The 6967-nt window shown below is 54.7% G+C and carries 8 protein-coding genes (1 of these 8 cut by a window edge); all 8 read left to right on the top strand.

The window, feature by feature from the left end:
- Nucleotides 1-264: 264 nt before the first annotated feature.
- Entirely contained in the window at nt 265-486 is a 222-nt protein-coding gene (locus tag JE47_RS0114325; protein WP_031460415.1) for a DUF2905 domain-containing protein, read from the top strand.
- A 20-nt stretch (nt 487-506) separates the two neighbouring features.
- The gene (locus JE47_RS0114320; RefSeq protein WP_031460414.1) at nt 507-1688 is read left to right on the top strand and encodes a VLRF1 family aeRF1-type release factor; all 1182 of its coding nucleotides are present in this window, start codon (nt 507-509) and stop codon (nt 1686-1688) included.
- 105 nt (nt 1689-1793) lie between these two features.
- Nucleotides 1794-2720 carry a DnaJ C-terminal domain-containing protein gene (locus tag JE47_RS0114315; RefSeq protein ID WP_031460413.1) on the top strand — a complete coding sequence of 309 codons (927 nt, stop codon included), beginning with the start codon at nt 1794-1796 and terminating at the stop codon, nt 2718-2720.
- Nucleotides 2721-2749: 29 nt separating this feature from the next.
- A complete protein-coding gene (locus tag JE47_RS0114310) occupies nt 2750-3946 on the top strand; it encodes a S1C family serine protease (protein WP_031460412.1) in 1197 nt (398 codons plus the stop codon).
- 24 nt (nt 3947-3970) lie between these two features.
- Nucleotides 3971-4288, top strand: coding sequence for a chaperone modulator CbpM (locus tag JE47_RS0114305; RefSeq protein ID WP_028459082.1), 318 nt, complete (start codon nt 3971-3973; stop codon nt 4286-4288).
- A 51-nt stretch (nt 4289-4339) separates the two neighbouring features.
- On the top strand, nt 4340-4600 hold the full coding sequence (locus JE47_RS0114300) for a hypothetical protein (protein ID WP_028459083.1): 261 nt from the start codon (nt 4340-4342) through the stop codon (nt 4598-4600).
- An 18-nt stretch (nt 4601-4618) separates the two neighbouring features.
- Nucleotides 4619-5020 (top strand): Hsp20/alpha crystallin family protein, encoded by a 402-nt coding sequence (locus JE47_RS0114295; RefSeq protein ID WP_031460411.1) that lies wholly within the window; start codon nt 4619-4621, stop codon nt 5018-5020.
- A 2-nt stretch (nt 5021-5022) separates the two neighbouring features.
- Nucleotides 5023-6967: the 5' portion of an endopeptidase La gene (lon, locus tag JE47_RS0114290; protein WP_031460410.1), read on the top strand. The gene runs 428 nt beyond the window's last position; only the first 1945 of its 2373 coding nucleotides appear in the window; the start codon lies at nt 5023-5025; its stop codon lies off the right edge, out of view.

Raw genomic sequence — 6967 nt, 5'->3', positions numbered from 1 at the left:
GGAAATAAGTTCCTACATGCAGTATACCTCATAAAGCTGCTCTATCATCGGGGATGAATTCCACATGTTGCAATGGGTTTCTTCAGGTGTATCCGGTGCGGCGCTGCTCAGATCGAGTATCATGACGATGGGGAAACATAGTCATTGCTACAAAGACATTCTAATACATTGTTAGCAAGCTGTTGATCAGCAGCTAATACCGTGCCATCATAATAGCAAGCAGATAGAAAAGGGCTGTTTCAGTGCCCGTATCGAGGTGTACGTATGACGGAAATTGGCCGCTGGTTAATTGGCGTTGGTATCCTGCTGGTTGTGATCGGGCTAGTCATGATGGCTGCCGGACGTTTGCCATGGTTGGGTCGCCTGCCTGGTGATATTCTGATCGAACGCGACAACCTGACGATTTTCATTCCGCTTGGCACCATGTTAGTCGTGAGTCTGATATTGACGATCATCGCCAACGTGATTGCCCGCTGGTGGCGATGATTGTCAGAAAGGAAGTGTGTATGATCGATCGGGAAGCAGTGCAACAGCTCCGCGCAGAGTTAAGTGAATTGCAGCCACCAGTGCTGTCGCTGTACGTTGAGGTTGATCCAACCAGGCCCGAAAACGAACGGCGAGCGTGGGTTTTGCGTGCACGTAACGCAGTAAAGGCACTCGCAGCACCGGCAGAGATTGAACAGGCGGTGCTGACAGCGCTTGAGGCTGAAATTGCGCCGGAGGCGCGCACGCTGGCGCTGTTTGCCGCAGCGCCTGCTGCCGAACGCAAGAGCACCACCGTTGCGGTAACGAGGTTACCGCTCCATATCAATTTACCTTTGGTTGATGTGCGGAACGGACGGGTTGAGGCGCGCTGGGGCGAGCCGTATATTTCGCCGCTGATCTATGCTCTCGATCAGTACGAGCACACTGCCGTTGTCTGGTTGCGTGGCGAAGGCTGGCGCTTCTTTGAAGTCTTCCTCGGCGAGATCGTTGAGCACACTGATGTGTTCCGCAGTGTTGAGTCCGATCTCTGGCAGCAATTAACACAGTTCGATCCACGACGGCTGCGGGAGGCATTGCGTGCCCAGGCAATGGGGAATCGCGACCGATTTGCCCGACGAATGGAGAACATTGCGGTACGCTACCTGCAACGTCTAGCCGAGTTAACTGAACGTGCACTTGATCATCTGCGGGTGCGCCGCCTGGTATTACTTGGTCGTGAAGAGGCAACCAAACAGTTTGCCGATCTGTTGCCCCGTTCTGTTCGACAGATGATTGTGGCGCATGTTGCCGATCTGCCGCATCCCGATGCAGCACCGGCTCATGTGCTCGCCAAAGTCATGCCGGTATTAGAACAGGTTGAACAGACCCACGAGCAATCTCTGCTCGAACAGGTTGTGCGCCAACCGGGTGTGTGGGGAGTTGATCCAACTCTGAATGCGTTGCAGGAGGGTCGCTTGAGTCTGCTGATTGCACCCTGGTATCTAGACGCACAGGTCTGGATGACCCCTGAAGGGCTATTGGCTGCCAGTCGTGAACAGGCCGTTTTACTGGCCCCTGATAGCGATCCGCAACCGGTTGCCCTTCGTGATGTGTTGGTCGATGCCTGTGCCGCCTTTGCTACCCGGTTAGAGTTTGTGACCGGTGCTGCTCAAGAGCGGCTGATCCGCGATTTTAACGGTCTGGCCGGAATCTTCCGCTGGTAAGTGTACCGGTATGTGCCGGTAAGACGTTATACCGGTCGTCAAGAGATCATCCGTGCCTCACACGGGTAACATCGCTATCTTACAACATCACGTGTGTGGGAAACTATGGAATTCAAGGATTACTACGCAATCTTAGGCCTTAGCCCGGATGCTGATGAACAAGCGATTAAACAAGCCTATCGCAAGCTGGCGCGGCAGTACCATCCTGATGTCAATCCGGGTGACAAAAAGGCTGAGGAGCGCTTTAAAGAAATAAATGAGGCCTATCAGGCGCTGAGTGATCCTGAGCGGCGGCGAAAGTACGACGAGCTGCGCTCGTACTATCAGCGCTGGCAGCGCAGCGGTGGCCGCGGTGATTTCAACTGGAGCCAGTGGCAGGCGGCGCCTGGTCAACAAGTCTATACCTACAATGTGTCGCCAGAAGATCTCGAAGACTTGTTTGGCGCCGACAGTCCCTTCTCCGACTTCTTCAGTTCGATTTTCGGTCAACCACAATTTCGGCGGACGAGCCGAAGTGCGCGTGGACGCGATCTCGAAGTTCCGGTCACTATCACCCTGGAAGAGGCTTTTTCGGGGACAACTCGCTCCCTTCAGGTCGGTAACCGGCGGATCGAGGCTCGGATTCCACGCGGTGTACAAACCGGTACCCGCGTGCGTCTAAGTGGTCAGGGCGCGCCTGGTATCGGTGGTGGACCCGATGGCGATCTCTATCTGATCGTTGAAGTGGCGCCGCATCCGCAGTTTGAGCGTGATGGTGATGATCTGCGATCAGTAGTTGAGGTTGACGCCTTCACTGCAATAGTGGGTGGTGAAGTCAGGGTGCCAACGATTGATGGCACCGTGACGCTCAAGATACCACCGCTGACCCAGGCTGATCGAGTGTTCCGGCTACGCGGGAAAGGGATGCCACGCCTGGAAAATCCATCTGAACGGGGCGATCTCTTCGCACGAGTGAAGTTGGTGTTGCCCGAACCGCTGAGCGAGACGGAGCTGGCAACATTGCGTGATCTTGTGCGTCGTCGTAGGCGTTAGAACGTTGTATCACTAAACAAGAGGTTTCTATGGAACGTCAATCGGGACGCGGACGGTGGATCATGCTGTTACTCGAACTGGCGCTCCTGGCTGTGATTGCCAGTGCGTTTGTTTGGGCTGCATTGGTTGGCAATCGTCCGACGGCTGTTGCAGTTTCACCATCGCCGACGCCGGCGATGCAGATAGCGCCAACCGTTGGGCCAACGGTGATCCCGCTGTCCGTGACCGACCTTGAGGCTCGAATTGCAGACGTGTATCGTGAAGCCGGATCGAGTGTGGTGAATATCACCAGTCGCTCGGTCAGTTATGATTTCTTCTTCAATCCGATCCCACGTCAGGGTAGCGGTTCAGGTTTTTTCTACGATACTCAAGGCCATATTGTGACGAACTATCACGTGATTGCCGATGCCGATGAACTACAGGTTACCCTGGCCGATGGGCAGACTGTTCCCGCCCAGATTGTTGGCAGTGATCCATCAAACGATCTGGCAGTGATCAAAGTTGATCTGCCCGCCGGGTCGATCCGTCCCTTGCCAATCGGTGATTCTACCCAAGTGTACGTAGGTCAATTTGTGTTGGCAATCGGCAATCCGTTTGGTTTGGAACGCACTCTTACCTTCGGTATTGTCAGTGCGTTGGGGCGAGTCATTGAAAGCCCTAACCAACGCTTCATCGGCGAAGTTATTCAATCTGATGTCGCGATCAATCCTGGTAATTCAGGCGGCCCGTTGCTCAATCTCACCGGACAGGTGATAGGTGTCAATTCGGCTATTCTGAGTCCGAGTGGCGCTAATGCTGGTATTGGATTTGCCATCTCAGCACGTACTGTCCAACGAGTTGTGCCGGTCTTGATCCGAGACGGTCGTTATCCACATCCATCGTTAGGGGTGCGGGTGATTGAGTTGACGCCTCAGCGGGCTGCCTTGTTCAGACGGGCCGGTGTGCAATTACCTGACCAGGGTTTGTTGATCGCTGAATTGGTTGCGAATGGACCGGCAGCACGGGCTGGATTACGCGGACCTGACCGTCTGGCTCGGGTAGGCAATGTCAGTCTGCCACTTGGGGGTGACGTCATTGTCGCTATTAACAATCAGCCAATAACGACCAGCCAGGATTTAATCGTCTATCTCGAAACGCAAACCCAAGTTGGCGAGACGGTGCAGGTCAAGGTGTTGCGTGATGGTCGCGAGCAGGTGTTGCCGGTCACGTTGGCTGAGTTGCAATGATAAATGATAAAGGAGACGCCGCCTATGCTGGTGCGACGGAGGAGTTTAGAAGACCTGGCGCTGACAGTGGGTTTGCCGGTACCGGTTTTGCAGCATCTCGTTGATCTCGGGTATATTCATCCAATCCCTGAGTTGCCGGCGGCAGAGTTTGCCGAATTGCGTTTGATCCGCCGTTTGATCGATGATTTAGGAGTGCCGTCGGATGCAGTTGATGTCATTTTGCATATGCGCCGCCGTATGCTGGCAATGCAACGCGAAATTGCCCGTCTCCGTGCGGAACTGGCTTACCGACGTGCTCTGCAACCCGATATGAACTGGGTTGACGCTGATTGGTACGAATAAGTGATTGGTTTGGATATGCTGACGCGAACATATACTGGTAGGAGGTGTATTATGCCGGTCTATTCTATCGATTTTCGACCGTTCGATTATCTCACCGCCGAACTATCGGCGCTCTGGTGGTTCTACCTCTCGCAGGGCTTAGCCTTAATCGCTCTGGGGATTGCAGTAATCATCTGGCCTGAACTTTTAGCGTTGCTGGCTGCGGCCTTTTTCATCGCTATTGGTAGCGTATTACTGGTGCTGGGCTGGCGGGTGCGACAGGTGAAACGTCGGTACGAACTCTTCAAGCGCTCGTTTATCATCGAGGCGTAGCAGAAAAGGATGTAACCAATGAGCGACTCATCGTATATTCGTATTTTACGTACCCGACTACCGTATGCTCAGTTCGACATACGACCATGGTCGCCGCCGCTCAATATCTTCGAGACTGATCGCGAGATCATCCTGGTTATCGAGCTTGCCGGTGTTGATCCGACCACGGTGCAGATTGAAGCCTATCCCGAACGGGTGCGAATCGCCGGGGTACGCCAGCTCACGCTGCCGCCCGGCCTACGGCGATTGCACCGAATGGAGATTGCTGCCGGGATGTTTCAGTTTGAGATACCATTCGAGCATGCCGTTGATCCCGAACAGAGCAGTGCTCGTTCCTTTCACGGTCTGCTCGAGATTCGGTTGCCCTTTGCCAGACATACCCTGCGCCAGGTCGTTATTCCAGTGCTGGAGGGAGAATAATCGTGAGCGAAAGTGCCTCTCCTCAACGTTTACCGATACCGGATATTCCGGAAGTATTGCCGGTATTACCGATAAACAATGCTGTGCTTTTCCCAGGCATGTTCTTGCCGTTAGTGGTCAGTGGTGATGCCTGGGTGCGTTTAGTCGATGAAGCAGCGCTCTCAACAAAGATCATCGGCGTCTTTCGTCGGGTTCAAACTGGAGCCGAGTTTGAACCGGCAATGCTGGCTTCGACCGGTACCGCCGCGCTGATCGTGCGGATGATGCGCCTCCCACAGGGTGGCGTGCAACTGCTGTTGCAGGGTCAGGCTCGGATTCGGGTACAGCAATGGATTACGACCAAACCGTATCCGCAGGCTCGGATCAGCGTTGCTATTGATCCGGCTGATGTCTCGCTTGAGACGGCTGGCTTGGCACGGGCGGCACTGGTTGGCTTTCAGCAGATCGTCGAGCAGAGTCCAAATCTACCCGATGAGCTAGCTATTGCGGCCGCGAATGCACCGCATCCTGGAATGCTGGCCGATTTGATCGCTGCCAATCTTAATTTGAGTCTTGATGACCAGCAGACGGTGCTTGATACCTTCGATGTCTCCGAGCGACTGCAACTGGTCTTGCGCTTCCTCGAACGCGAACGAGAGATTCTACTCATCGGTCGTAAAGCTCAGGAAGAGGTCTCGAAGAATCAGCGTGAATATGTATTACGCCAACAACTCGAAGCGATTAAGCGTGAATTGGGCGAGACCGATGATCACGCTGCTGAGATCGCTGAGTTGCGGCGTCGGATTGAAGAGGCCAATCTTCCGGCTGAGGCGCGTCAGGAAGCCGAGCGTGAATTGTCGCGTCTGGAACGGATGCCACCCGGTGCGGCTGAATATACGGTCGCACGGACGTATCTCGATTGGTTACTCGATTTGCCGTGGCACACCAGCACTGAAGACAATCTTGATATTGTCCGGGCCCGACAGATACTTGATGAGGACCATTTCGATCTTGAGCGCATCAAAGAGCGCATCGTCGAATATCTGGCGGTGCGTAAGCTTCGCCAGGAAGAAGGGCAAGGCGGGGAAGCACGTGGGCCGATTTTATGCTTCGTCGGGCCACCCGGTGTCGGGAAGACGAGCCTCGGCGCCTCGATTGCCCGTGCACTTGGTCGCAAGTTCGTGCGGGTTGCCCTTGGCGGTGTACGCGATGAGGCCGAAATTCGCGGCCATCGACGAACCTATATCGGTGCGTTGCCCGGTCGTATCATTCAAGGCCTGAGTCGCGCTGGAAGCAACAATCCGGTTTTGTTGCTCGATGAGGTTGATAAGCTCAGTATCGGGTTCCAGGGCGATCCGGCGGCAGCTTTGCTCGAAGTGCTTGATCCGGAGCAAAATGTTGCCTTCGTTGATCGCTATCTCGATGTTCCATTCGATTTAAGTAAAGTGCTCTTCGTCTGTACGGCAAACCGTGCCGATACGATTCCACCGGCACTGCTCGACCGAATGGAATTGCTCGATCTGGCCGGTTATACCGAGCAAGAGAAGACCGAGATTGCTCGCCGTTACCTGATTCCGCGTCAACGGAAGGAGCAAGGCATGGTTGATCGTGGGCCGGCATTAACCGACGCTGCCTTACAACGTCTGATCCGTGAATACACCCACGAAGCCGGTGTGCGCGACCTGGAACGTCGAATTGGAGCAATTTATCGAAAAATGGCGACCCGGCTGGCGAGCGGTCAGGAGTTACCAGAGCAGATCGATGCCTCCGATCTCGATGAGCTGCTAGGACCGCCGCGCTTCCGTAGCGAAACGATCCTTGGCGAAAATGAGGTCGGCGTGGTTACCGGTCTGGCCTGGACCCCTACCGGTGGTGATGTGCTCTTCGTCGAAGTGAGCGTGATTCCGGGCAATGGTCAACTGATTCTCACCGGTCAATTGGGCGATGTGATGAAGGAATCGGCACGGG

Origin of the sequence: Chloroflexus sp. MS-G (assembly GCF_000735195.1) — a bacterium.
Lineage (GTDB): Bacteria > Chloroflexota > Chloroflexia > Chloroflexales > Chloroflexaceae > Chloroflexus.
The sequence above is the reverse complement of the archived record's forward strand: the minus strand, read 5'-3'. Positions and strand labels throughout refer to the sequence as shown.